The 23,175-nt window shown below is 58.5% G+C and carries 14 protein-coding genes and 3 pseudogenes; 9 read left to right on the forward strand and 8 right to left on the reverse strand.

Going from position 1 to position 23,175, the window contains the following annotated elements; translation table 11 throughout:
• Positions 1-33: 33 nt before the first annotated feature.
• A complete protein-coding gene (locus ACHZCU_RS14600) occupies positions 34-1,404 on the reverse strand; it encodes a hypothetical protein (RefSeq protein ID WP_319519340.1) in 1,371 nt (456 codons plus the stop codon).
• 656 nt (positions 1,405-2,060) lie between these two features.
• Here ACHZCU_RS14600 and ACHZCU_RS14605 point away from each other — a divergent pair.
• Both ACHZCU_RS14605 and ACHZCU_RS14610 read left to right on the forward strand, forming a co-directional pair.
• Entirely contained in the window at positions 2,061-2,396 is a 336-nt protein-coding gene (locus ACHZCU_RS14605; RefSeq protein WP_319519341.1) for a hypothetical protein, read from the forward strand.
• Positions 2,397-2,534: 138 nt separating this feature from the next.
• Complete coding sequence (locus ACHZCU_RS14610) at positions 2,535-4,925, forward strand: alpha/beta fold hydrolase (protein WP_319519342.1); 2,391 nt, start codon at positions 2,535-2,537, stop codon at positions 4,923-4,925.
• Position 4,926: 1 nt separating this feature from the next.
• On the opposite strand, the gene ACHZCU_RS14615 is transcribed toward ACHZCU_RS14610, so the two are convergent.
• A complete protein-coding gene (locus tag ACHZCU_RS14615) occupies positions 4,927-7,347 on the reverse strand; it encodes a DUF3772 domain-containing protein (protein ID WP_319519343.1) in 2,421 nt (806 codons plus the stop codon).
• Between the two features lie 237 nt (positions 7,348-7,584).
• Between ACHZCU_RS14615 and ACHZCU_RS14620 the strand changes: the two are divergent.
• Positions 7,585-8,049, forward strand: a pseudogene (locus ACHZCU_RS14620) (tyrosine-type recombinase/integrase); the annotation flags it as partial.
• A 380-nt stretch (positions 8,050-8,429) separates the two neighbouring features.
• Positions 8,430-9,110 (forward strand): AAA family ATPase, encoded by a 681-nt coding sequence (locus ACHZCU_RS14625; protein ID WP_319519803.1) that lies wholly within the window; start codon positions 8,430-8,432, stop codon positions 9,108-9,110.
• Between the two features lie 300 nt (positions 9,111-9,410).
• Here ACHZCU_RS14625 and ACHZCU_RS14630 read toward each other — a convergent pair whose 3' ends face one another.
• The 3 genes and pseudogenes from ACHZCU_RS14630 to ACHZCU_RS14640 form a co-directional block, all read right to left on the reverse strand.
• A complete protein-coding gene (locus ACHZCU_RS14630; protein WP_319519344.1) occupies positions 9,411-10,418 on the reverse strand; it encodes an IS110 family transposase in 1,008 nt (335 codons plus the stop codon).
• Between the two features lie 98 nt (positions 10,419-10,516).
• Positions 10,517-11,262 (reverse strand): annotated as a pseudogene (locus ACHZCU_RS14635) (IS5 family transposase); the annotation flags it as partial.
• A gap of 925 nt (positions 11,263-12,187) precedes the next feature.
• Positions 12,188-12,688 carry a DUF892 family protein gene (locus tag ACHZCU_RS14640; protein ID WP_394706069.1) on the reverse strand — a complete coding sequence of 167 codons (501 nt, stop codon included), beginning with the start codon at positions 12,686-12,688 and terminating at the stop codon, positions 12,188-12,190.
• Between the two features lie 714 nt (positions 12,689-13,402).
• Between ACHZCU_RS14640 and ACHZCU_RS14645 the strand changes: the two genes are divergently transcribed.
• From ACHZCU_RS14645 to ACHZCU_RS14655, 3 genes are read left to right on the forward strand one after another with little or no spacing between them, the layout of a single operon-like run.
• The gene (locus ACHZCU_RS14645) at positions 13,403-14,110 is read left to right on the forward strand and encodes a gluconate 2-dehydrogenase subunit 3 family protein (RefSeq protein WP_319519346.1); all 708 of its coding nucleotides are present in this window, start codon (positions 13,403-13,405) and stop codon (positions 14,108-14,110) included.
• Between the two features lie 3 nt (positions 14,111-14,113).
• A complete protein-coding gene (locus ACHZCU_RS14650) occupies positions 14,114-15,886 on the forward strand; it encodes a GMC family oxidoreductase (RefSeq protein ID WP_319519347.1) in 1,773 nt (590 codons plus the stop codon).
• 10 nt (positions 15,887-15,896) lie between these two features.
• Entirely contained in the window at positions 15,897-17,225 is a 1,329-nt protein-coding gene (locus ACHZCU_RS14655) for a cytochrome c (protein WP_319519348.1), read from the forward strand.
• Positions 17,226-17,324: 99 nt separating this feature from the next.
• Here the strand turns inward: ACHZCU_RS14655 and ACHZCU_RS14660 are convergent.
• A pseudogene (locus ACHZCU_RS14660) lies at positions 17,325-17,681 on the reverse strand (transposase); the annotation flags it as partial.
• 378 nt (positions 17,682-18,059) lie between these two features.
• On the opposite strand from ACHZCU_RS14660, the gene ACHZCU_RS14665 reads away from it, so the two are divergent.
• Both ACHZCU_RS14665 and ACHZCU_RS14670 read left to right on the forward strand, forming a co-directional pair.
• Positions 18,060-19,589 carry a VPA1262 family N-terminal domain-containing protein gene (locus ACHZCU_RS14665; RefSeq protein ID WP_106308849.1) on the forward strand — a complete coding sequence of 510 codons (1,530 nt, stop codon included), beginning with the start codon at positions 18,060-18,062 and terminating at the stop codon, positions 19,587-19,589.
• Positions 19,586-20,764 (forward strand): hypothetical protein, encoded by a 1,179-nt coding sequence (locus tag ACHZCU_RS14670; protein WP_319519349.1) that lies wholly within the window; start codon positions 19,586-19,588, stop codon positions 20,762-20,764. Before ACHZCU_RS14665 ends, ACHZCU_RS14670 begins: the two co-directional genes overlap by 4 nt.
• Positions 20,765-20,879: 115 nt before the next feature.
• Here ACHZCU_RS14670 and istB read toward each other — a convergent pair whose 3' ends face one another.
• Positions 20,880-21,638, reverse strand: coding sequence for an IS21-like element helper ATPase IstB (gene istB, locus ACHZCU_RS14675; RefSeq protein WP_319517804.1), 759 nt, complete (start codon positions 21,636-21,638; stop codon positions 20,880-20,882).
• Positions 21,635-23,143, reverse strand: coding sequence for an IS21 family transposase (gene istA / locus ACHZCU_RS14680; protein ID WP_319517803.1), 1,509 nt, complete (start codon positions 23,141-23,143; stop codon positions 21,635-21,637). The genes istB and istA overlap by 4 nt, the downstream gene beginning before the upstream one ends.
• Positions 23,144-23,175: the final 32 nt, after the last annotated feature.

Genomic DNA, 23,175 nt, shown 5'->3' on the forward strand with positions numbered 1-23,175 from the left:
GACTGCGATTTCAGCGGGCATCTGCGGCAGTGACTACTTTTCACGGAGTAGATTCAAATCATCGACGGTGGAGTTTTTGGACAGCCAATCACACGACGAAGTAAGTAGCCATCGACCGATCACCTCTGCATTTGCTCGGACTTTCGTCCAGTCGTGAGCGAAGTCAGCACTTGCGCCGTGAATAAGCTTGCTACGCCCGTCGTTATAAATTTCGGCAATCACCTTCTTCGTTTTGCGGCCATCTTTCGTCAAGGGGTCGTCTGGCTTGGGGCCAAGGCGCGCGCTAACAAGTGAAAGTATACCAGGCAGCTCCTTTCCGCCTGTCAACGCATCCATGCTGGCAGCGAACTTCGTGGTAGCAATTTGATCCAGCGGTTCACGGCAGGCCTCGTGATACCAACATAAGCTTAGGAACAACGCGTTCATAACCTTGGGGCGCTTTGCCGACCGATTGGGCTGCACGTAGCCATAAAGCGCTTCCCCGATCTGCTCGAACAGCCATCGATATGAATGCAAATTGTCGAGTAGTTCGGGTTCCGAATAGCGACCTGAGGGCAGTTCCGTGCTTTCGGAACTCGAGCCAACATTCGTACCGCTGCCAAATAACACCGTATGACGATGGCTACGTCGCCGGTCATAAAGCAGGTTCATCCACCCCAAGCCTTCCGAGGGTCGATGCCAAATGAGTGAGATGGCGGCCATGGCGAGACGTGCTGCCAGGAGACCTTTCTCTTGGATGTATTTGCCGGAGAGTCCGTCCGTAGCGACGCTGCAAACCACCGGACAGTTACCGACCGCCTCAACAATGTCATCTTCTGCAGCGGAATCGAACGAACGCTTGCGCTTCCGTAGTCGCTTGCCGTTCCAACGCGCATAAAGGCGGCGCGACGTCGTTGGCGATAGCTTGCCTGCCGCGAACATCCGTTGCCGCCATGCTTCGCGGGTTTCAAATATCACTGGTCCAACTTGGAGTGGATAAGGCTCATCGCCTTCGATGAGGTAGCATCCCAACGTCAAATCGATAGGGCGGTTATGGCCGGCGATCCGTTCGGCAAGTAGTTCTTCGACACGTTCGCTGACGACGGAGTGCAATTGCGCATCGCTGATATCGAGATCGACCTCGGCTAGCGCTAGGCCGAAGGACTGTGCTGTAAGCTTGTTCAATTCATTGATCTTGAATCGCGGTTTCAAGACGGGCGAGTTGTTCCAACATATTCTTGTGTAGGCGTAGACCGCATCCAACAGCGCTTCGGTTACCCGAATGGAGCGACCATCGCCCAGCCACAAGGTGGGCGGAAAGCTGATCCTCTTGACCCGACCGGCTGAGGGCCGCTTCCAAGTTGCGGCCTGCGCTTTTCGCAGCTCCATCAAAATCTCGGAGATAATTGAATTTTTACTAGCCATACTATTACACCGAGATCATAGGCGCTTCTTTCGCTACCTCGCTGAGAAAAAATCGCTGGCCATCGCGATTTCGTTCGTGGTGGACCGCTGCCGTTCATAATACCCGCTGGTTAGGTCTGATCAATCTCCACCCTTGAAAGCTGCCTGTCGGCAACCGGCCCCTTTGCCGCCGGTCAGCAAAGCGCCCCCAAGTCGGCCGTAGTGCGCGACCTCACCGGCTCCTGAAAGCTGTCATTGGCTGAGCAAGCTTCAATGCTTCCGGTAGGCATCAGCATGCGCCAGGATGTATATTTTAGCCTCTACCACCTAAGCAACGGCTCCTGTCTCAGAGCTTCTGGTCGCAAGCCACCGTCGGCGTTTATTCGCAGTTCTCCAAAAGTGTCGGTCGCTTCTAGCCTTCCGTCGATCCGCGAGTGTTACGCTCACCACCTACAGAAAGAGGATCCAATAGTTCGGCCGAAAGAGGTGGTGCCCGGGGCCTTGGAATACGACATATGCATCGGGAGAAGCATTTCTGGCATATCGACCAGTATGAATTCACCAATGTTTTGTTTGGTGGAACCGGGATATCATGCGAAACTTACTTCTCTTTCTGATCTGACAGCGCTTATTTTTCAGGTCCGAAAATCAAAGCTAGTCCGATGGGGTGTGTCGTTGTGAAAAGATCTGCACTTACGATACCGCTATTTCTGTTCGCGACCGCCTGCTCGGAGCATAGTTCAAGCGGGGTTGGCCCCAACAGTAGTGGCGGCACGGCCAGCGGGTTCATCAGGGAACGTGCGGATGGAAGCTACACCCTTGCCATAACCGCGGACGGCGCATTCTGCTCTGCCATCTACACCGATGCAGAATCAAACGGCAGCGAGCTTCGTGCTCTGTCCTGCACAGGCGGTCAGGGCGGCAATGCGACCTTGCTTTACGATGGTGACGGCGCACCGAAAAGCGCCACCTATGGCGGCTTGGAAATCGGCAGCGGAACGGTGCGATTCTGAGGCAAGATCAGGTGAAACTCTCAGCTTGAGAGGAAAACACCGAACCGATGATAAGTTTACAAAAGCCTCAATCAGGCAAGCTGCAGATTTGCCGATTGACCAAGAATAAAAGCTACTTACTGCAGCCTGGAGGGGTCAATGCTGGATTTCACACAAATGGCGGCTTTGCTCGCGGCTCTTTCTGCGCCGAGCGCGATAGATGATGCTTTTCCCGCAGTCGCGAGCGGCGGTGTCGATCCTCTGGTTCCGGTGCAGATCAAGGCTTGCCCTCGCCCGATTGGTATGGAGGAAATAGAGGGAAAAACAATTGTTTGTGGGCTGGTTTCCGTTCCGGAAGATCATGATGCGCCAGACGGCAAGCACATCGATCTGTTCTTTACGGTCCTGAAATCGCATTCCAGCGTTCCCGAACCCGATCCGGTCGTCTATCTTCATGGCGGACCGGGAGCCGGCACTCTGCAATCGCTCGAGGGCGTGGCGCAGGTGTTCGACCCCTTCCGCCAGACCCGCGACGTCATCATGTGGGACCAGCGGGCGGCAGGCCTGTCGAGCCAGTCGGTCACCTGCTTCAATGCCATCAACGAGAACTTCCTCGATATTGCCCTTGCTCCGGATGCTGAAGAGGATCCGGACATCATGTCTGCTGCCGACGGCGAAGTGGATGAACAATTGGCCGCCTGTCTTTCCGAGCTGGAAGCGGCCGAGGTCGATATTGCAAAATACAATACGGTTCAGAATGCCCGGGATGTCCCGGCCATCTTGAACACGCTGGGCTATGACAGCTATAATCTTTACGGCATCTCCTATGGCACCAAGCTGACGCTTGAAGTGATGCGGTCCGCACCGGAAGGCCTGCGTGCCGCCGTCATCGATGGTGTCGCGTCACCGGTCGTCAAGCTTTACGATACAATCGCGACGCCAATCGACGAGGCTCTGGTCAGCCTGGCGAATGACTGTGCGGAGAACGAGGACTGCAACGCGGCTTATCCTGAACTTGATCGCGTTATCGGCGAGGTTCTTGGAAAGGCAGCGGCGGGCGAGCTCATCATCGATGACACCAGGCTCGACGTCGACCAGATCATGATGCCTCTCGTCACCCGAAACCAGTCATATCGCACGCCCAGCATCACGCCCTATCTTCCGGCCTACTTTTATGAACTGAATACCGGTGGCCCGACGCCAACCGTCGAGTTTCTGTTCAAGAGCGGCTTTGTCCTGCCGGTTCCAGGTGAGGCCCATGTCTCCGCAACTGCCGAAAAGCTGTCGGACAGCCAGCAGGCACTTGCCGAAAGCGCGGTTTCGGACATTGTGATCCAGCAACGCGCGCTCCGCTCGCTCCGCGACATCATTCACGACCTGAAGGACTCCGTGCATGATGAAACCATAAACGGTCCGTTGGCCGCCCTTTTCGATGAGGAGTTGACCAAGGCTACAATCCCGATGGTGAAGGGCGACAGAGCGCTGATCTCCGCCATGGTGACGGATTATGTAAACCTGCAAACCGAGGCGCCAGACAAGCAATTGCTGCGTGCGTTCGTGGAAAGCTATTTCGAGGGCGCTACACTGGAACGGCTGGAGGCATTGATTTCCGCCATGTCTGAGAGCGAAGTCGAGGCAACCTTTGCTGCAATCTCCAACGATAGTTTCAAATATACCGGCGAGTTCATCACCGGTGTCGACCTTCTGATTTACGCCTGTCAGGAGGATATGCCCTATAACTCCCCGGCCGGCTATCAGGAGGTCATCGACAATCTTGCCTATCCCGAACTGACCTGGCTTGCCGTTTCGACTGCTGCCGGCCTCTATGCTAATTGCGATCTCTTCGAGCAACTGCCGGAGAGCGGATTTCACCAGCCGGTCACAAGCGAGGTGCCCACGCTTTCCTTCGGCAGCACCTGGGATGTGCAGACGGCGCAAAGCTGGGCCGCGGATGCGGTGGAACCGCTGGCGAATGCCCAGTCATTCCTGATTCACGAAGCGGGCCACGGCGCGCTCATCTTCCAGAAATGCGTTGGCGACATGGCCGTTGCCTTCTTCAACGATCCGACGCGCCGCTTCGACAATAGCTGCGGCGAAGCAACAAAGGTGAAAAACTATCACATTGCCAGCTGGGTCGGTGCGAACACTGACACCGAGCAGGAAGATGGCGGTGACGGGATGGACGACCAGGCCAGTATTGTGACGCCCGAGCAACTGGGCCTTGATCCTCAGCCTGTCGCCTTCAGCGCCGATGGAACGGCGGTGATCGAGGACCGCGTCGTCAAAAGCCAGGTGCTATCCTATGTCTTCGACGCGGCTGACGGTGATACGATCGACATCGCCTTCGAGGCTTCGACACCTTCTGCCAACTTCAACCTGCTCCACTATGGCAACCCCGAGGCGATCTTCAGCACCTGGGGCGGCGAGGAGGGCTACAAAGGGACGCTCGATCAGGACGGTCGCTATGAAATCCGTGTATTCCTGCTGGGTCAGGCCAAGGAGACGGGCTCAGCCGACTTTCAGCTGACGATCAAGCGCGGGGCGGATTGATCTATTCCTTGTCTCCGCGTAGCTGATCGCGCAGCGCCTCATCCATTGTGATGTGGACATCACGCTGCGGGAACGGAATGCTGATGCCTTCCTGCGTGAAACGCTCGGTGATGGTGAAAAGCATGTCTGACTGAACGCCAAGCGTGTCAAAGACATCATTGATGAAGAAGCGCATGTCGAAATCGAGGCTGCTCTCGCCAAGGGAGCGGAACAGAACCACCGGCTCGGGATAACTCAGCACAAGCGGATGGTCCGCCGCCATCTCCAGAAGCAGCGCCTTGACCTTCTGCGTATCCGTTCCGTATGCCACCGAGACCGGGACGATGACCCGGCCGAGCCTGGTGCCGAGCGTCATGTTCTTCACCGTTCCGGCGATAAGGTCGGAATTGGGAATGATGACGTCATGGCGGTCAAAGGTCTGCAGGCGGGTCGAACGAACGGAAATCTTCTGGACCAGCCCCGAATAGCCGCTGACTTCCACCCAATCGCCCTCCTTGATCGGCCTTTCGATCAGAAGGATGATTCCCGACAGGAAATTGGCGACAATCGCCTGCAGACCGAAGCCGATGCCGACCGATAGCGCACCGGCGACAATGGCGAGATTGGAAAGGTTGAAGCCGGCAGCGCCCGCGGCAAACAGCGCCGAGAGAAAGACACCCAGATATCCGACGAATGTAACAACCGCCGCCCGCACACCGGCATCTGCATTCGTGCGCGGCATCACGCTTGTCTGCACCGCAATCTGCACCCAGTGCGTGACAAAGACACCGATGGCGAAAACGCCGATCAGCATGATGAGCGACATCAGCGAAAGCCTGATGCCGCCGACGTCGAACCCGGTCAGGACAAGCATCCAGAACTCACCGATATCAGTCTGGCGCACGCCCCAGGTCATCGCCAGAAGCGGTATCGCGATAACTCCGAGGATACAGGCAAGCACAACAGGAATGAGGGCGGTCATTCCTTTTTCCGAAGCTGAAAGATCGCGCTTCAGCACGCGGGCTGGAATACCCATACCCAACCGGTGAATTGCAACCAGGACCACCAGCAAAGCCAGTGTCAGTGCCAGGGATGAGACCGCATGTTTGGCAATGCCGGCATAGCCGATGGCGACCGAAATTGCGGCGATGACGGCAATGAGACGGATAGCAAAGGCGCCGGCCTGTGCAGCCCGCTGATAGGTCGGCATCTCTGCCGTGGTCGCCTCTTCGGCGTTGGTGGTGCCGATGATCTGAGCAAGACCGAAAAAGCAGGCTGCCGCCCAGACAACGGCAAGCGACAGAAGAATGCTCTCCAGTGTGGGCGATAATATGCCGGTGAGTTGCAGCAGGTTGATGGTGCTGACCAGAGCGATTGCCCAGCCAAGCGAATGCGTCACCCAGAGGCCTCGGCGCGCAAGTTCATCGCGTCGCCTGACAATCGCGGCCTGCGGATAGTTCGGCGAAAAGGCGACATGACCGATCCAGAAGGAAAAGGCGATGGCAACAGGAACCGCCACGGCGATCTGGGTTGTGGTCGGTGACGAAATTTCCACCCCGATAATGGCAAATGGGCTTGCAATGATGAGCCCGCCAACAACTGGTAGAACGAACCGGATAATATGAATTGTCGTCAACGTGCCGGCTTTCAGCACGCCCGTGTGACCACGTTCCAGAAACTGCGTTGCCTTTCTCACCGCATAGGGGTGAACGAGATAGGTGACGACCAGTCCGAGCAGGAACAATCCGATCAAAATCGGCAAGGGGACCCGCTCCTCGCGGTCGCCAAGGGCTTCGCTGAGTGCCGTCGACTGCGCGATAACCAACGTCGTCAATTCGTTGACGCTCGTGTTCCAGTTCAAGGGGTTGAGCGGTGTTGGCAGGCGCTGGAGCAGCGAGTTGAAACCCCGTTCCCGCAATATCCGGTCGACCTCATGGATCAGCACCTCGCTACGCTCGAAGTTCTGTCGCGCGTCGATGATCGGCGTTCTGGCAACGGCCAGCGCTTCGCGCAATTGTGCCCGCTCTTCCGCGATAGCGGCAGGTTCGGCCGAGCCATCATCTGGGACAGGCCCCAGGGCTGAAAGCTCCGCCTCAAGTGAACGGACAATCACGCTGCCGCTCTCGATCACCTCAAAGGCTGCGGCACGCTGGCGCGCCAGAGAGGCACGTAGCGTTTTCAGTGTACTTTCCGGCAGGACACCGCCGACAATCTGCTGCTCTGTCCGATCAAGAAGACTGAGCGGCCGCGCCTCTTTCGCCTCCTCCGTTTCAGCCTCCTCTTCTCCTACGGACGGTAAGGCATCCGCAGTAACGGCAGGAGTGTCATGTTCAACGAGCCCGTCGCCAGGCGTCTGTGCGAGCGTCACGCCAGCATAAAGCAGGACGGCAATCATGCTCGCCAGCAGTGCTGAGCACTCAATCCGCTTTATCCGAAATACCATATTCACCTCACTCCCACTCCAAGCACGCAAACCATATGGCCAGTCTACTTCACAATGGCATCGCAGGGCAGGCCCACCTTAGCCTTTGCGGGCGGAAACAGGGTGGCGCTGAGCAAGCCCCCAGAGATCGCCTTTCAAAAAAGGCGATCATAAGCGGCCATTCCGCATTCGGGGCCGTTGGCTTTGCCATGTTCGCCTATCCTCCTGACGGCCAATGGTGGTCGAAGGAGTATCGACATGGGTATCGCAAACTACGATCCTGCCGCTTGCGGCAGGCCTGCATGGAACGCCGGACGAATGGTCGGTGTTAAGAAACCCCTGAAGCAGCGCCAGATCTGGGCGATCCGCTTCTTTCTCGATCGCGAAGGGCGAATGCGTGATCGCGCCCTGTTTGATCTCGCCATAGACAGCAAGCTTCGGGGCTGTGATCTCGTCAAGATCAAGATCGGTACGCTGGTTTCGGGGCCGTCGATCCGGACCCGCTCCATGGTGGTTCAGCAGAAAACCGGCCGACCGGTTCAGTTTGAGATCACAGCGGACGTGAGAGCGAGCTTGCTCGCCTGGTTGGAGCGAAGAGGTGGAACTGTTGACGACTACGCTTTCCCCAGTCGGGTCGATCCTGCCGGTCACTTGAGCACCCGGCAATATGCACGGTTGGTCGATGAATGGGTGACAGCAATCGGCTTAAGGCGGGAAGACTACCCTTTGTCGAAGCCCGGTTCTTCGAGCCCCTCAATACCATCGAGGTCACGCGCCGTTTCGAAGAGCACCTTCGAAAGCTGCGGGAGGCAAAGCTCTCGCCGGAAGAGCGGGAAAAGGAGGACTGGCAGAGAGCCGCTGATACAGTCACCCGTGAGGATCACGCGCGCATCAGGCGCCGGGTCAACCGACTTGAACAGAACCGCCACCGCGCTTCCGGATTTTCACATCTCAAAGCCGATGACCGTCGCCAGATCGAGATGCTTGCGGGCGGTGTTGAGTTGCGCCGCATCGAAACCGAAACACAGGCCGACGAGATAGCATCCGCACTTCATACGGAAATGCCGTGGATGGCCCCTGCTACAGAGCACGTCTGGCACGCAATGCGAACTCAGGTCCGCCGGGGTGATCCTGGTTTCCTGCTTCCCCCGCTGTTGCTGGTCGGTCCACCTGGGATCGGCAAGAGCACCTGGGCGCGCCGGACCAGTGCCGCGCTCGATGTGCCGCTGCGCACGATCGATGCCACCGTGGAGCAGTCCTCGTTTTCAGTCGGCGGCGTGCAACGTGGATGGAGTTCCGCTCATGCCGGCAAACCGGTTGCGACAATAATAACGCACTTGGTCGCCAACCCAATCGTGGTCCTTGATGAGATTGAGAAGGCAACCTCGGTGATTTCCAGCAGAGGAGAGCGGCACAGCCTTGCTGACAGTCTGCTGCCCTTGCTGGAACCAGAAACATCGCGACGATGGGAGTGTCCCCACTATCAACTCCGCTTCGACATGCGCTGGGTTGGCTGGATCCTGACGGCTAACAGCCTCAACGGGGTGTCGGAACCGCTGTTAAGCCGGCTTGTCACCATCAACCTGACTGAGCTCAGCACGCCGGCTCTCATCGCCTTCGCCAGACAGGAAGGGCAGCGTCGTGGACTGTCGGAGAATTCGATCGAGATCATCACCGAAGTCATCGAGAGGTTTGCCGGCAGAAAACCGGCGCAGAGCCTCAGGTCAGTCATCCGAATGCTTGAGCGAGCGGATAGGCTGGAAAACCGACCGATGCTGCATTGATGGCGTACGACGGCAAAGGGGCCGTAAGCGGTCTGACGGCTTCTAGGCCGTAGATCTGTAATTTGCAGAGCTTGGCGGTGTTGTCCCTTGAGGGTTTCAAGGATCTGTCCGCACTGATAGCTGCAAGCAGCGATCGTGCTGTATCGGGTTTCACAAGGTTGAACGTTGCATTGACTCGAAGCGGGCTCTTTGGCTCATCCGGTAACCTTCGCAGATCGTTCGTCCCTGCGTTCCCTCTCGGGACACCGCCCTCGGATCAGCTATCCGGCTTCACCGCTGGCAAACAGATTTTACCTCATCTTATGTTTCGAACAAAGTGCCATCGCGCAGCATGGCATGCATGATGACGGCAAGACGACGCGCCAGCGCTACTCGTGCCTTCCGCAGTCCACGCCTCTTGGCGATCTTCATTGCCCAACCCTTGAGCGCAAAGCTCCCGCGACTGCGTGTGAGGATCGAGTTGGCCGCTTCGTAGAGAAGTTTTCGAACCATGCTGTCCCCTTGTTTGGTGATCCGCCCCGTCCAATCAATTTCTCCAGATTGATGGCGTCTTGGGACGAGGCCGAAGTAGGCACCGGCGGTGCGTGATTGTCGGAAGCGGCCGACTTCATCAACGGCAGCGACAAAAGCGGCAGACGTTTGCACACCAACACCGGGGATGGTCATGAGTTGCCGGCAGGATTGGGATCGATGCGCGAGCTCACGTAAAACACGGTCCATCTCCTTAATCTGCGCCGTCAGGCCTGTTCTCACTGCGAGTAGTGCGGTGATGCTCTGAGCCAAACCGGGTGTTTTAGCTGCCTCCATCACCCGGTCGATAAACGCCTTGCCTTGGCCAGGCCCAGGCTTGAAGCCGAAGGTCGCGCACAGACCACGGATCATGTTGTCGAGGCGAACTCGAGATTCGACCAGGTGGCTGCGTGTCGTAATGATGCTTCGCACGCCGTGCGCCGCGGGAGATTTGACGTGCACCTCCTTATAGAACCCGGTTCTGGCCAGTTGGGCCAGGCCGGCTGCGTCATGCGGATCGGTTTTGTTGGCCTTCAATACTTTTAGGCTTTGATGTGCCTGCCGGGCATCGATGCAGACAATCGGAATATCCAGAGCACGCAAACCATGGCATATCGCCGGCGACATCCGTCCGGTTTCTATGACAGCTCGTTCGACGCCGCCGACGCCGCGTAATGCATTTGCGATCATATCGGGACTGCTCTCGACCTTCATCGAGGCGACCTTCTTACCAGTTTCGTCCACAATGCAGACCTGCGTGGTTTCCATCGACAGGTCCAGTCCGGCATAATACGTCATGGCTGCGTCCTTCCTTCAGCTTTCGATAGCCAGAAGAGTGACCCATCTTTCAGGTCCGAGGGAGGCAGCCACAAATTACCCGATGACTCGTAACGCTTTAGCCATAATCGCACTGAGAAGAGCTTGATTGCCGCGAGATAGTTGTCGGCGCGTTTATCGTAACGCGTTGCAATTCCACGCGCTTCCTTGATGCGATTGAAGAACCGCTCGACGAGATTTCGATAGCGATAGAGGAACGAGCTGAAGGCGAAGGTCTTTCTCCGGTTTCGTTTCGCCGGGATGTTGGCAAATGCCTTCGCCTGAATTGCCGTGGCGCGGATGGCGTCGGTGTCATAGCCGCGATCGGCCAAAAGCGTCGTTCCGGCATGAAGTCTGGAGAGCAGATCTTCGGCGTAGCGACAATCAGCATGCTGACCTTCCGAGAGGCGAAGATCAATCGGCAGCCCGTCGGCATCAACGAGAGCGTGGATCTTCGTTGTCAGGCCGCCTCTGGAACGTCCCATGCTTCGATTGGCGCCCCCTTTTTACCTGTGGCGCCATGCTGATGTACGCGAACACACGACGAGTCGATCATCTGAATATCGCCGTCGAAGGCGGAAGAAATCGCCTTGAGAAGGCGATCCCAGACACCAGCCCGCCGCCAGCGGACAAAGCGATTATAACAGGTGGTGTGAGGACCATAGCGTTCCGGAACATCGGCCCATGGACTGCCGGTGCGAAAGCGCCAGAGTATGCCGTTGATCACACGGCGATCATCAACCCGCGGCACGCCGCGGCTGTTGTTGGGCAGAAGCGGCTCGATCACCGCCCACTCGAAATCCGTCAGGTCAAAACGTCGGCGCATTAATGGTCTCCTTTCCAGAGACCATTGAATCAAATCACTCCGGCGAAGTGAACCCGTTTATGGGTTTACGGCCTAGGACACGTGGACGGAAAACTGTCATTCCATACGGCCGTGATCCAAACAGTTTAGTTGAACAGGCCAGCGTAATGGGGGCGACAGATCGACTCGTCGAGCGAAACGGTTCTATTTGGACCAGTGTCCTAAAACCCATTCCCAAGCATGGCGATCATAATCCCACCGCCAATGTGCACGAACCCATTTGCTCTTCCCAAGCGGCCTTAGGGTCTTAAGGTTTTGCAGCCGATCCGGGGGGGCGGGGGACGAGGAGGTCTGATTTTCTTTGGCGGTCTCATTGCCTGCCCCTTATACACGAGCGTCCTTCTGAATTTTTCACGAAAAGCAGAATAACTTGGACTGTGGGTCGACTGTAGACTGACCGTCATCGCTCCATCTTGTGGATCGAGCGTTTTACTTATCCGGTGTGACAATCGTTACAGCAGTAATAACAACCATTTGACTGAGGATATGTCCGTTTGGCTTGCTGCACTGCACCTTTGCACGTGGCGTGCGAACCTAAGCTCAATCTATTGTCGAAATTCGGCTGATGGGCGCATCCATTCTCATGGACTTCGTGGTCCCCGTTAGCCTGTGCATTTCGGTTGACATGAAAGTACGGCATCCATCTCCCCCTTAATGTGGTCTGACTTATAAAGTATAAATTTATAAATAAAATTCTGTAATTAGTTCTTTATTATTAAATATGTAATAACTACAGTTACATATGAAACCTCATCCATATAACGAGGAGCACCTGCGTTGCGCAGCGCTGCCACAGCCAATTGCAGTCTCACGGAAGCCCACACGACGAAACTATGATGAGGCGCGCGATCTCTCGTACGCCCCATTTTCCGATTGCCGATAAAATTCAGGAAGCGGCGTCGCTGTTGACTCCGCCCTTCGTGGCGATCTCCGTCATGCGGCGGTCGCCGTCGTAAGTCTGATCGAGACATTTCTCCAAAATCGCTGCGTCACCGTCCAAACCGAGCCGATTTGCGAAGGCGGTCAGCGTTCCGTAGCCCGCAAGCGCGTAATGTACCATACGCTGGTATTGCGGGATAATCGCGGCGTCGCGCACGTCAGCATCTGTGATCTCATCGGACAAGCCATGGGCGCGCGCTTCTTTCACAAGGCCTGCCATACCCTTGCAATGCTCCGCGTTCGGCTTAATGCCGTGATCGCTGCACAGCTTTTCAATCTGAGCGATCCCGTCGGCAATACCGTTGGCGCCGGCTATCAAAGCTTCCGACAAAATTTCGTCCTGGGCGGCGCGGCCTAGCTCGGTCACGACGGGCAGGCACTGGGTGTTTGCGCTCCAGATGTCCTGCAGTTGGTCAAGATAAATGTCTTTGAGTGAGCTCATGGCCATTTTGATCTCCTTTGGGTTGGTCAGTCGCTCAACGAGTAGTGCATTGGAAAGTTCCTCTGACTGATACGGCTTGCCTGTATCCTGCTGCTCGCCAAAGACACAGCATCGACCGTCAGATTAGTGAGCTAGATTGCGTTCACAGGCCCGGTAACCAACGGCAGTTCTGCGGCGTTGATCCGGAGCGGCCGAAAGACAGACATGGAGGCGCCTTCCTGACCGGCAGAAACGGGGCCGTAAGCGGTATGTCCGGTTTAAGTGATAGCGAGGCCTCAGCGGGCATTTCTGAAGTGTAGCAACTTGCTGAAATGGGCACAACCGATTTCCATTTGCCGTATTGCTCAAGCATGTCGCGCCAGAGGCAGCCAACATGCGGGGCGCGGGCACTCCGTTTCTGACTGCTCGCCTCGTGTCAGAATTGTCCCCGCTACATGATGACCGTGAACCATACCCTACACATATCGGGAAACCCACTTTATCGACCCAGTATGCTTCTGTTCCTTTTGTTCCCTGGGTTGCCGAAAATAATCGCCTTTTCTCGCGGAATGACATGAGTCACAATGCTCGCCATCGAGGGTATCGGCCTGTCGTGCGCGACTGGTCGATAGTCTTCCGGAAACGCTCCGGAAGCTGCGGAGCCGCCTCCGTTCCGGAAGAAATCCGAACCATTCGCAGGCGGGGAGAGAAGACCGGCCTTCGCCGGCGAAAGGAATAATCATGCGTGACATGCCAGGACGTCCGTCTCGGCGCGGGTTCCTCAAGGGAACGGCCGCCGGGGTGGCAATTGCTTCGCTTGCCGGTACGGCAAACGCTCAGGCGCCGGAAAAGGAAGCGCCGCCGCCGCTGGACCAGTATGAGCGGGTCTATTTCAATGAGGCGGAGTGGGCCTTCGTCATGGCGGCCTGCGACCGCCTCATTCCTTCCGCTGGCAACGGGCCCGGCGCGATCGACTGTCGGGTGCCGGTCTTCATCGACCGGCAGCTCGCAGGCGATTTCGGTAAGGCGGCGACATGGTACATGCAGGGACCGTTCGATCCCGCCGCCAAACCCACGCTCGGTTTCCAGAGCCCGCTGACGCCGGCGGAGATATATCGCCAGGCAATTCCGGTCTTCCAGAATTGGTGCAATCAGACCCATGGCGGCAGTTTCGAAAATCTCGAAGCGGCAACACAGGATGCAGCGCTGACATCGCTGCAAAAGGGCGAAGTGCCGCTTTCGCCGGAACTGCGCGATTTCTTCCAGTTCCTTCTCGCCAACACCAAGGAGGGCTATTTCGCCGATCCCGGTTATGGCGGCAATCACGACATGCAGGCCTGGGTCTATATCGGCTTTCCCGGCGCGCGCGGCGCCTTCACCTCCTGGCCGGGCCGCGAGAACGCGCAATATCCGCTCGGCCCCGTGTCGATCAGTGGGGAGAGGGCGTAGATCATGGCAACGAGAACAGATCCCAAAAAAGACGTCGTCATCATCGGCCTCGGTTGGACCGGGGCGATCATGGGCATGGAGCTGGCCAATGAGGGGCTCGAAATCCTGGCGCTCGAACGCGGCGACGACCGCAGCACGGTGCCCGATTTCCAGTATCCCAACATTTTCGACGAGTTGAAATACGCCGTCCGCTACGACCTGATGCAGAAGCCGGTCAACTCCACGCTGACCGTGCGCCACAACACGGAAGAGACCGCGCTTCCCTACCGTCATCTCGGCTCGTTCCTGCCGGGCGATGGCGTCGGCGGCGCGGGCGTTCACTGGAACGGCCAGAACTGGCGTCCGCAGGAAGTCGAGTATCGCCTGCGCTCCTATGTCGAGGAGACCTTCGGCGCCGATATCATTCCGGAAGACATGCAGCTTCAGGACTGGGGTGTGACGGCGGAGGAGCTGGAGCCGCACATGACCAAGTTCGAAAGCGTCGCCGGCATTGCCGGCAAGGCGGGCAATATCAATGGCGAGATCCAGGAGGGCGGCAACCCGTTTGAAGCGCCGCGCTCGGCCGAATATCCGATGCCGCCCTTGAAGAACACCTGGGATTCGGAGCTGTTCGCCGAGGCCGCCCGCAATATGGGCTACCATCCGTTCCCGCGTCCCGCGGCCAATGCCTCGATCCAGTATACCAATGACTACGGCATGCAGCTTGGGCCGTGCAATTACTGCGGCTACTGCGAGCGTTTCGGCTGCAACAATTATTCCAAGTCATCGCCGCAGGTCTGCATTCTCGACGCGCTGAAACGCAAGCCGAATTTCAGCTACAGGACCCGCTCGGAGGTGCTGAAGATCGAAAAGGCCGCAGACGGCAAGACCGCCACGGGCGTCACCTATTTCGACGAGAAGACCGGCGAGGAAGTGTTCCAGCCGGCCGATCTCGTGCTGGTCTGCGCCTATTCGCTGCACAATGTCCATCTTCTGCTGCTCTCCGAGATTGGCGAACCCTACAATCCGGATACGGGCGAAGGCGTGGTCGGGCGCAACTATTCCTACCAGATGACCGGCGGCACAAGCCTCTGGTTCAGGGACAAGGTGTTCAACCCGTTCGTGGGCACCGGCGCGGGCGGCATGTCGATCGACGATTTCTCGATGTCGCAGATCGATTTCGGCAAGGAAGGCTTCATTGGCGGCAGCTATATCACCTGCGGCCACTCAGGCGGCCGTCCGATCCAGCAGATGGCGCTGCCGCCTGGCACGCCGGCCTGGGGCGCGGGCTGGAAGGACGCCGTCGGCGCATGGTACGGTCACAGTCTTTCAATCGGCTCTCATGGCTCAAACATGGCCTATCGCGACACCTGCCTCGATCTCGATCCGACCTACACGGATCGCCACGGCCGTCCGCTGATGCGCATGACCTTCAACTGGAAGGACAACGACATCAAGATGACCCAGTTCATGAAGGCCAGGATCGAGGAAATTGCCGAAAGCATGAACCCGGATGCCATGGCCTCGGGCTACAAAGGCGATGGCGCGCAGTATGATGTGCGCCCCTACCAGTCGACCCACAATGTCGGCGGCGCGATCATGGGCACGGACCCGAAGACCTCGGCGATCAACCGCTATCTCCAGAGCTGGGACTGTCACAACGTCTGGGTCATGGGCGCTTCCGCCTTCCCGCAGAACATCCAGTATAACCCGACGGGCGCGGTCGGTGGCCTTGCCTACTGGGCGCTGGAGGCGTTGCGCAAGGATTACCTGCCCACCCCCCGGCCATTGATGTGAGGAGCGGATCATGAAAACCTTTCTTCGCATCATCCTCGCGCTCATCGTCATCGGCGTCGTGACGCTCGCGGCGATCATTTTCGTACCGCCGTCCCTCACCAAGCCCGATGAGAAGCTGGCGGCCGACTGGAAGCCGGCGCCCGGCGAGGGCCAGTACGTCACCCAGATGGCCGACTGTCAGGCCTGTCACACCGCCGAGGGTGGCGAGCCCTTTGCCGGAGGCCGACCGATCGAAAGCCCGATGGGCACGATCTGGTCGAGCAACATTACCCCCGACGCGGAAACCGGCATCGGCGGCTGGACCTATGATCAGTTTCACGCCGCCCTCATCGATGGCATCGCGCCCGGCGGCGTGCACCTCTATCCGGCCATGCCCTACGAGAACTACCGGCATATGAAGGAGGAGGATATTCGGGCGATCTGGGACTATGTCCACAACGACGTCGCGGCGGTCGACAATCCGGTCAAGGAAACCGAGCTCGATTTCCCGTTCAACCAGCGCTGGGGCATTCGTCTGTGGAACTGGACCGCGCTCGGCAAGCCCGGCTTCCGGCCGGATGCGGCGGCGAGCGAAAGCGACCAGCTTGATCGCGGTGCCTATCTGGTTCAGGCGCTCGGCCATTGCGCGGCCTGCCACAGCCCGCGCAACATGATCATGGCGCAGGACGGCATCAATGCCGACAATCCGGCCTTCCTGACCGGCGGCGAGATCGGCGGCTGGACGGCACCCGACCTGCGCACGGCGGCATCCGCCCTGCAGACCTGGACCGACGCGGACATCAAGGACTATCTCACCACCGGCCGCAACGCCCATTCCGCAGTTGTCGGCGAGATGCAGCTCGTGGTCGGCGAATCCCTTCAATACATGAAGGACGAGGATGCCGATGCGATGGTCGGCTATCTCCGGGCGATCTCGGACGCCAACCCCGATCCGCAGCCCGTCCCCGACGAGCGGACGGCGGACCGGCTCGATGCCGCCGACGATCCGACGACGGCCAAGCTCAAGGCAGCGGCAGACCTCACGGATGGAGAAATTCTCTATCTCAACAACTGCAATGCCTGTCACATGCCGGATGGCCGCGGCGCGCCCGGCGTGTTCCCGGCGATGAAAGGAAACTCGCTGGTCACGGCACCGACGACGAAGGGCCTGACTGAGGTCATTCTCCACGGCGCCGCGATGCCTTCGACGGCCGAGCGTCCGGAACGGCTGGCCATGCCGGCCTTCGGCAACCGGCTGTCGGATGCCGATATCGCCACGCTCGCGACCTTCCTGCGCAGCGCTTGGGGTAATTCCGCGCCGGCCGTGAGCGCGGAGGATGTCGAGGCCGTGCGCCAGTAAGACCAGGGGCCTGCCAACACAGTGAGATGGCAGGCCCGGCAACATCCGCTGCAGCGGAATTGCGCTTCCGCAAAAGCGGCGCGGCATCACGAACGAGGCCTAGGCCGTAGATTCGTTACGACTAAGCCATAGTCGCACTGAGAATAGCTTGATTGCTGCAAGATAATTGTCGGCTCGTTTGTCGTAACGCGTTGCAATTCCCCGCGCTTCTTTGATGCGGTTGAAGAACCGCTCGACGAGATTTCGATAGCGATAGAGGAACGAGCTGAAGGCGAATGTCTTCTTCCGGTTTCGTTTCGCCGGGATGTTGGCCAATGCCTTCGCCTGTTTTGCCGTGGCGCGGATGGCGTCGGTGTCATAGCCACGATCGGCCAAAAGCGTCGTTCCGGCATGAAGTCTGGTGAGCAGATCTTCGGCGTAGTGACATTCAGCATGCTGTCCTTCCGACAGGCGCAGATGCTGGATTCGGCGCGCTAAAGGCTGAAAACGGCTCATCGTAACAAGTGCCTGTCCAAGGCTGCTCTGGGATTATTACCGGTCTGTCTGCTCACCATCGCCGAGTGTGATCGACAGCGAAAGCGTCAAGATTTCGGAAAGTGGCCGCGCTTCCAGACCGGCAGAAACGGGGCCGATTGCAGACCGGCCGCTTTCGGGCTGGATTGGAGGATAGCTGCCCTCCGGCCTGCAACTCCCCTCCAGTCCTTGTGACCCTAATATAAGATGCCCCTGAAGCTGACTTCCACCGCTTGGAGTTCACTAGCCTCAGCTTCATACATAATAAGATGTGTGGTACGATCATTACGTTCTTAGATTGCAGATTGCTTCGGGTGCGGAATGCAAGAAATTGGCAGACGGCATTGGCTTTGGTTGGCATTTTGTAACGAAAAGCTGCTCTACGGATGTCTCGTTCACGGCGCCGGACCTGAAGCCTCCATCCCGGAAAGCGAGCAGCGCAAGCTTGCGAGCTTCAATGGGACCGAAGCCGAAATACTGCAGGCTCTCCTCGACGATGACGAGGCCAAGCTGATCGCAGAGGCGGTTCGTGCGCAGTCGATTTTGGACCTTACCCGGCATGGAGGCCCGAGCATCGCGCTGAGCGGTTCCCGTCATCGGCTCATCGACGGCTTCGGACGCCGCGCCCGGCCGACGGGAACATATGTGAGCGCAGAGCAGGCCACGCTCTCAGACAACGGATGGCATCAAGTTCTGAAATTCCTGAAAGATTCGATCGGCGTCGATTTCCGCGTCGCCTCCGATCGTCTCGGCGCGTTTGATATTTATGACGCGCCGGACGCCGATGATGGTGACCCGGCGGTCGAGTTCGGCGTGGAACGGGCCGACCCAATGCAGAAGCTCTCCTGCCCGGAGGAGTTCACCCTGTCTGCGAATGGGACGATCGCAGACGCCTGCTCAGTCCATGTCGAGCTGCAGCTTGGCGGAGAACCAGTCTTCTCAAGGCTGATCGCCTTGCGGCCTGCAGCATCGAGGACTGTGACCGCTGTCCCGTTCGACCATTACAGGATGTCCGTTTTTGATCCGTCAGGCCTTCTGATCCAGTTCGAGGAACATTCGCTCCTCCTCCGCGTCGGTCTCAACATGTCCGCGATGGGCCCAACCCTGACCATCAACGATCCGTTGGCTCGCTCGGCGCAAGGGCTAGGGACGGAACTGCAAGATCGCGCATCGAAAGTTCGGACGCGATCCACAAGCCGGTCGCTGATCGGCGTACAAGAGGATGCGGCCTTCGAGATCCACAGAACCACCATGCGGGCGCTCATGCATCGGCTAGTGCCCCCGTCAGGCAGCGACCGCTGGTTTCAGCGAGGCATCGCGGACGAAGTCGGCGTCATCGCCCACTTCAACAGCTTACTAGATGGGGCGCGCGTCAGCGCCGGCACAATCGTTGATCCTTACTTTGGGATCGACACCCTAAAGCGCGTCATCTCGCGGCTCGAGAGTCTCGACGTCGATCTGACCGTAGTCACGAGCCTGAGAGAGACCGATCCCGAAACGAACGACCAGAAGCTTGACCTACTCGATGAACTGGAAACGGTGCTGCGTGATCTCCGAAGCGATGGCATCCCAAATGTCGCCCGTCGGCTGAGGGTCCTCAATCTCGTCGATGGGCCGCGACAGGCATTCCATGATCGCTATCTTCTGCTCACCCCACACGAGGGGGAGCGCGAGGTCTATCTCCTTTCCAACAGCCTGAACCGCATGGCGGGCAGTTGGCCGTTCTGCATGTCGCGGCTGGTGGGGGCCGCGGCGCGAGAGGCCGCACGCTACGTCGACGCGCTGGCCAATGGGCAGGACATTTCCGGCTCGGCCCAGCCTACAACGACCTTCCAATGGCCTTCCCTATGACGGTTGATAGAGTCGACCCGAAGCTCGCGCCCGGTGTGCTCGCCGCTGCTGCTTGGCTGATGGGACGAGAGAACGAGTGCGACGTCACCCTGCTGCAGCGCGCGCATTTCATAGGGCTGCTTCGAAAAGGCCGATCTGGCGGGCCGTGGAAGTGCGACGGACCGCTTCTAGCGCACCTGCTCAGGCAGCGGGCACGATCGGGTAGGTTGCCGAAGGATGGCGCCGTTCTTGTCGGCATAGGCGAGATGATTGCACGTGCCCGTGCACCAGAAGATGCGATCGAGAGCATCCTGGGCAGGCTGTTTCGGCACACGTATCCGGAAACGGTCCGGCTCCGTATCCTTCGTCAGGCGCTCGATCTGGCACGACCCAAGAAGACTGCTTCACGATCACTTTCATCCATCTACGAGACAGAAATTCTGTCAATTATGGATTGGAAGCAAATCACCTTTGCGGACCAATGGATTCGGCATCCGGAGCCACTCGGAGCATCGTATGGTTATGGCATAGGATTTGTCGCTCGCGTCTTGCTGCTTAACGACCCAGCGCGATTGCGATGGCTTGCGAAGGAAGCAGACAAGCGGCGCATTCTGCCTGCGATTGTCGGAAGCATCGGGGAAGCTTGTTTTTGGAGTGAGAGCGCAGCACAGAGGGTGTTGCGAAGCGGCGTACCGCTTTTCGCTGGTTTCGGGGTGGCCAAGCTTCGAGACGGCGGAGAGGATGGCAAAGGCTGGAAGACTTCTGACATAGACACCGCGTTGGTTGCGAGCGGGACGCCGATCGAGGGGCGCATTCACCTCAGCGCGTTTATGCTGAAGAAAACCGTTCATGCCTGGCATCGTCAAAAAGATCGTCCTGCCGAGAACCGGCGTAGGCGTGCAATCCTCAAGATAGACCCTCATCAAGCGATAGGCGGCGAACACAATGCCGTTCATCAGATCGCGCGCCTTCTGGAGGACGCGCCCGAGCTAGAGCGTTGGCGGGCGGCAGTCATACTCGCGCTCGATGACGCCCTGCGAACGGCCGCGCGGCTGGACATTGACCCGAAGAGGCTCTGGACAGTTTTCGAGCCATCACTGGTAGATGCGCCGGAGATAAGGCATCGTTTCGCGATGGCACATACCGAAGGACCTTTGCGGCAAGCCGCTTTGGAAGAGGTGTCAACGGCGGTGTAAAAACCGGCCACGGGGCGGAGCAAAAGTCGGCCACTTTGGACGCAGGCATGAGGGCCGCGGGAGGGCGTAGCCCGAGCGGGGGTCTCATGCCTGCGTTGCGATTTTCTGAAGGGTTTCAGCCGGCCTTTCGGGCGCGGCTTTGGGCGAGACGGTAACTGTCGCCGTTCATTTCGAGAATGTTGACATGGTGCGTGACGCGATCGAGCAGAGCGCCGGTCAGACGCTCGGATCCCAGAATTTCGGTCCATTCGTCAAAGGGCAGATTACTGGTGATCAGGGTGGCACCCCGCTCATAGCGTTGCGAGATCAACTCGAACAGCAGTTCCGCGCCGGTCCTGGAGAGCGGCACGAAGCCGAGTTCGTCAATGATCAGCAGTTTGTAGGCTGCCATCTGCTTCTGGAAACGCAAGAGACGCCGCTCGTCACGGGCCTCCATCATCTCACTGACCATGGCAGCTGCTGTGGTGAAACCAACGGACAGGCCCTTCTGGCAGGCGGAAAGGCCAAGGGCGAGCGCTATGTGGGTCTTGCCGGTTCCGCTGGGGCCGAGAGCGATGACGTTCTCGCGACGCTCGATCCATTCGCAGCGGGCCAGCTCCAAGACCTGCATCTTGTTGAGCTTCGGGATGGCGGCAAAATCGAAACTGTCGAGGCTTTTGACGACCGGGAATCTGGCTGCCTTGATACGACGCTCGACCTTGCGACGATCCCGTTCGATCATCTCCCGCTCGGCAAGCCGGGTGAGGTACCCGATATGATCGACGCCTTCGGTGGCGCAAAGCCGGGCCAGTTTCTGATACTCCCGCTGGAAGGTCGGCAGCTTCAGGCTCTTGAGGTAATGGGCAAGCAGGATCTCGGGTGCTTCGGCGCTCATGCCGCTTCTCCCTTCCCCGATGACAGGAGGCCCATATACGCCTTCGCCGATGTCGTCTCGACGGTTGCTCTCGGCAGGTAGGGATAGATCGACAGATCCAGTCGAGGCGGCCGGCGCTCCACCTGGCAAAGAATCAGATGTTTGATGGCATCGAAGCCGATCGCGCCGAGATGAATGGCCTGCTTCACCGCCGCATGCAGGTCGGCCATATCGAAGCTTTCCAGCAGACGAAGAACCTGCACGTATTCCCGCCTGCCATGTTTTGCCATCTTGTCAATTTGGCGGCCTTCCATCAGGCGGCACAGTGTGGCGAACTCCTCCGGCAGATCCCAGCCCTGCAAAGGGGCTGCCTGATCCAGCGCATTGATCTTCCGCTCGATCAGCGGCAGGTAATGCACCGGGTCGAAGATGACATCTTCCCGATCAAAGCTCCTGGGATGGCGAGCGATGACCTCGCCGCGGCAACCGATCACCACCTTGTCGACATAGCCTCGGACCCAAACGTCCTGATGGCCATAGGCGACGGGTACGGAATAATCGTTCGTCTTGTAGCGAACGAGAGACTGTGCCGTGACCCTGGCGCTGGCCTGATCGCAGGCGTCAAAGGGCGACACCGGCAAGGACTGCATGGCAGCCAGATCGCGCTGCAGCCGTTCACCGATCGTCTCGCTCTCACCGCGCAACCTGTCGCGCTGGCGCTTGCGGCACTGTTCTTCCAGAAAGGCATTGAACGTATCCCAGGTCGCAAACTGCGGGATGGGGACCATGAAGTTACGCCGGGCATAGCCCACGAGGCCCTCGACATTGCCCTTGTCATTGCCCTTACCGGGGCGGCCATAGCGATCCCGGATCAGGTAGTGGGACAGGAACCCGCTGAACAGCGTCGCCCGCTTGCGCGTGCCATCAGGCAGGATCCTCGCCACAAGGCAGCGGTCATTGTCATAGACGATCGATTGCGGCACGGCCCCGAAAAACGCAAACGCATGGACGTGGCCATCGACCCAGGCCTCGGCTACCGCCGCCGGATAAGCCCGCACGTAGCAGCTGTCACTATGCGGAAGATCGAGCACGAAGAAACGGGCTTTCTGCTCGACACCCCCGATCACCACCGTCGCCTCGCCGAAATCGGCCTGCGCATGGCCGGGCGGATGAGAAAGCGGCACGAACACTTCCTGACGGCGTTGTTCCCGCTCCCGGATATAGTCCTTGATAATCGTATAGCCGCCAGTGAACCCGCACTCATCACGAAGCCGGTCAAACACACGCCTGGCCGTATGGCGCTGTTTGCGCGGTACCTTCGCGTCTTCATCCAACCAGTGGTCGATCGTCGAAACAAACGCGTCCAGCTTCGGCCGCCGGACTGGTGATTGTCGCCGATAGCCAGGAGGTGTCGAATACGACAGCATCTTCGCTACGCTGTCGCGCGAGATGTTGAAGTGTTTGGCTGCCTCACGTCGGCTCATCCCTTCCGAGACGGCCAGACGAACCTTCAGATAAAGATCCACGGTATAAATCCTCTGTCCCTCCTGCGCTCATT

Source organism: uncultured Martelella sp. (assembly GCF_963677965.2).
Taxonomy (GTDB): domain Bacteria; phylum Pseudomonadota; class Alphaproteobacteria; order Rhizobiales; family Rhizobiaceae; genus Martelella; species Martelella mangrovi.